The sequence below is a fragment of the Streptomyces sp. 13-12-16 genome, from assembly GCF_002114215.1.
Classification (GTDB): domain Bacteria; phylum Actinomycetota; class Actinomycetes; order Streptomycetales; family Streptomycetaceae; genus Streptomyces.
Genome location: NZ_NCTE01000106.1, coordinates 1 through 3,396 on the forward strand (window position 1 = coordinate 1; position 3,396 = coordinate 3,396).

The 3,396-nt window shown below is 75.4% G+C and carries 3 protein-coding genes; 2 read left to right on the forward strand and 1 reads right to left on the reverse strand.

Translation table 11 applies throughout. From position 1 onward, the window contains the following. The coding region (locus tag B7767_RS05215) for an SWIM zinc finger family protein (protein ID WP_179167035.1) at nt 1-457 on the reverse strand (457 nt) is incomplete at its 3' end. 132 nt (nt 458-589) lie between these two features. Between B7767_RS05215 and B7767_RS05220 the strand changes: the two genes are divergently transcribed. Together B7767_RS05220 and B7767_RS05225 are read left to right on the forward strand one after the other, a co-directional pair. Further along, nucleotides 590-1,756 carry an AAA family ATPase gene (locus tag B7767_RS05220; protein ID WP_085571079.1) on the forward strand — a complete coding sequence of 389 codons (1,167 nt, stop codon included), beginning with the start codon at nt 590-592 and terminating at the stop codon, nt 1,754-1,756. After that, nucleotides 1,753-3,396, forward strand: a 1,644-nt coding sequence (locus B7767_RS05225; protein WP_085571080.1) for a DUF5682 family protein, incomplete at its 3' end; no start/stop codon positions are given. The genes B7767_RS05220 and B7767_RS05225, both read left to right, overlap by 4 nt.

Sequence of the window (3,396 nt, forward strand, 5' to 3'; positions counted from 1 at the left end):
CCGTCACCCGCTCGGCCCGGCGCTCCGCCCTGCGCCGCGCCGCCTCCGGCCCGGCCGGACCCGAGGAGCCCGAGGCGTCCGCGGTCCGCTTCTCCTCCGTGCGCGCGCGCCGGCCCGCGGTCCACTGCTCGGCCCACTCCGGCGCCTCTCCCCGCGGCACCGCCCCGTCCCCGCCCGACCAGAGCAGCAGCAGACCGAGCGCGTGCTTGCACGGGAACTTACGGCTCGGACAACTGCAGTGGTACGCGGGCCCGGAGGCGTCCGCGATGTCGACGACCGTCCGGTACGGAGTGCTCCCACCGCCCTCGCACAGCCCCCACACCGTCCCCTCGTCCGAACTGCCGGTCCCGGACCACGGACCGGCCGCGCCGAGTCTGCTCCCCGCCGTGCGTGACGCGGGGTCAGGCGCCAGTGCCAGCACCTGGTCCGCGGTCCAGCGCACCCCCTGCTGAGTCATGCCACCGAAACTAGATCCCGGCACTGACAATCGCCCCGGCGAGCACGTCCGCACAGGTCAGGGCGATTGTCAGTGGCGTGGTGCACGGTTGGTGGCAGATCCGAACCGGCCGAGCTGGAGGGGGACTCCGCCATGACTGTGTCCGTTGGACCGACGCCCGTCGACCCGACGCGGAACGGCTCCGCGCCCACGAACGCGTCGCCCGCGAACGCCGTGCCCGCACAGGCGCTGCGACCGCACGCCGAGGACGCCTTCGCCGCCGAACTCGCCGCGCTGGCCGCGCAGGACGACCGCCCCCGCCCCGCCCGCTGGCGGCTGTCGCCGTGGGCCGTCGCCACCTACCTGCTCGGCGGCACACTGCCGGACGGCACGGTCGTCACACCGAAGTACATCGGTCCGCGCCGCATCGTCGAGATCGCGGTGGCCACCCTCGCCACCGACCGCGCCCTGCTCCTGCTCGGCGTGCCCGGCACCGCGAAGACCTGGGTCTCCGAGCACCTGGCCGCCGCGGTCAGCGGCGACTCCACCCTGCTCGTACAGGGCACGGCCGGCACCCCGGAGGAGGCCATCCGCTACGGCTGGAACTACGCCCGGCTGCTCGCCCACGGCCCCAGCCGCGACGCCCTCGTGCCCAGCCCGGTGATGCGGGCCATGGCGGAGGGCATGACGGCCCGCGTCGAGGAACTGACCCGCATCCCGGCCGACGTCCAGGACACGCTGATCACCCTCCTGTCGGAGAAGACGCTGCCGATACCGGAGCTGGGCCAGGAGGTGCAGGCGGTCCGCGGCTTCAACCTGATCGCCACGGCCAACGACCGCGACCGCGGGGTCAACGACCTGTCCAGCGCCCTGCGCCGCCGCTTCAACACCGTGGTGCTGCCGCTGCCGGAGACCCCGGAGGCGGAGGTCGACATCGTCTCGCGCCGGGTCGACCAGATCGGCCGCTCCCTCGACCTGCCGGCCGTGCCCGACGGCATCGACGAGATCCGCCGGGTCGTCACCGTCTTCCGCGAGCTGCGCGACGGGGTCACCACCGACGGCCGTACGAAGCTCAAGTCGCCCAGCGGCACGCTGTCGACAGCCGAGGCGATCTCCGTCGTCACGGGCGGGCTGGCACTCGCCGCCCACTTCGGCGACGGCGTGCTGCGGGCCGGGGACGTCGCCGCGGGCATCCTCGGCGCGGTCGTCCGCGACCCGGCGGCGGACCGCGTCGTCTGGCAGGAGTACCTGGAGACCGTGGTCCGCGAGCGCGACGGCTGGAAGGACTTCTACCGGGCCTGCCGGGAGGTCAGCGGATGAACGGCGGGAAGGCGGACACCGCGGGGCCGCTGCTGCTCGGCGTGCGGCATCACGGTCCGGGGTCCGCGCGGGCGGTGCGGGCGGTGCTGGAGGAGGCCCGGCCGGACGTCGTGCTGATCGAGGGCCCGCCGGAGGCGGACGCGTTGCTCCCGCTCGCAGCCGAGGAGGACATGCGGCCGCCCGTCGCGCTGCTCGCCCACGCGGTGGACGAACCCGGCCGCTCGGCCTTCTGGCCGCTGGCCGCGTTCTCCCCGGAGTGGGTCGCGCTCCGCTGGGCGCTGGAGCACAAGGTCCCGGTCCGTTTCATCGACCTGCCGGCCGCGCACACCCTGGCCCGGGAGGACGACGAGGACCCCGGGCCCGGCGCGGGTGACGACGTGCGGATCGACCCCCTGGGGGCGCTCGCCGAAGCCGCCGGGTACGACGACGCGGAGCGGTGGTGGGAGGACGTCGTCGAGCACCGGGGCGTGGGTGAGGGGGACGCGATGGCGTCGTTCACCGCGCTCGAGGAGGCCATGACCGCGCTGCGGGAGGAGTACGGAAGCGGGGGACACCGGCGGGACCTCGTGCGCGAGGCGCACATGCGGCTGCGGATCCGGGCGGCGCTGCGGGAGTCCGAGGACGGCGTGGCCGTGGTCTGCGGGGCCTGGCACGTGCCGGCGCTGCGGCACAAGGCCGCCGTCGCCGCCGACCGCGCCCTGCTGAAAGGGCTGCCCAAGGTGAAGACGGACATGACCTGGGTGCCCTGGACCCACCGCAGGCTCTCCCGGACGAGCGGCTACGGCGCGGGCATCGACTCCCCGGGCTGGTACGGGCATCTGTTCGACGCCCCGGACCGGCCGGTCGAGCGGTGGCTGACCAAGGTGGCCGGGCTGCTGCGGGCCGAGGACCGGATCGTCTCCTCCGCGCACGTCATCGAGGCCGTACGGCTGGCGGAGACCCTCGCCGCGCTGCGCGGACGTCCGCTGCCCGGCCTGGGCGAGACGACCGACGCCGTACGGGCGGTGATGTGCGAGGGCTCCGACGTGCCGCTGGCACTGGTGCGCGACCGGCTGGTCGTCGGCGACGTGCTCGGGGAGGTACCGGCGGCGGCCCCCGCCGTGCCGTTGCAGCGGGACCTCACGCGGATCCAGCGCCGGCTGCGACTGAAACCCGAGGCCGGGGAGCGGGAGCTGGAACTCGACCTGCGCAAGGAGACCGACGCGGAGCGCGGCAGACTGCTGCACCGGCTGCGGCTGCTCGGCATCGGCTGGGGAGAGCCGGCCGCCGCACGCGGCGGCACGGGGACCTTCCGGGAGACCTGGCGGCTGCGCTGGGAGCCCGAGCTGTCCGTGCGGGTCGCCGAGGCCGGGATCTGGGGGACGACCGTACTCGCCGCCGCGACCGCCAAGGCGGAGGCGGACGCCGTCGGCGCGCGGGGCCTCGCCGAGGTCACCGGGCTCGCCGAGCACTGCCTGCTGGCCGCACTGCCCGAGGCGCTGCCCACGGTGATGCGGATCCTCACCGACCGCGCGGCCCTCGACACGGACGTCGGCCACCTCGCCCAGGCGCTGCCCGCCCTGGTCCGCTCGCTGCGCTACGGCGACGTCCGCGGCACCGACACCGCGGCGCTGGCCGAGGTCGCCGCCGGCCTCGCCGCG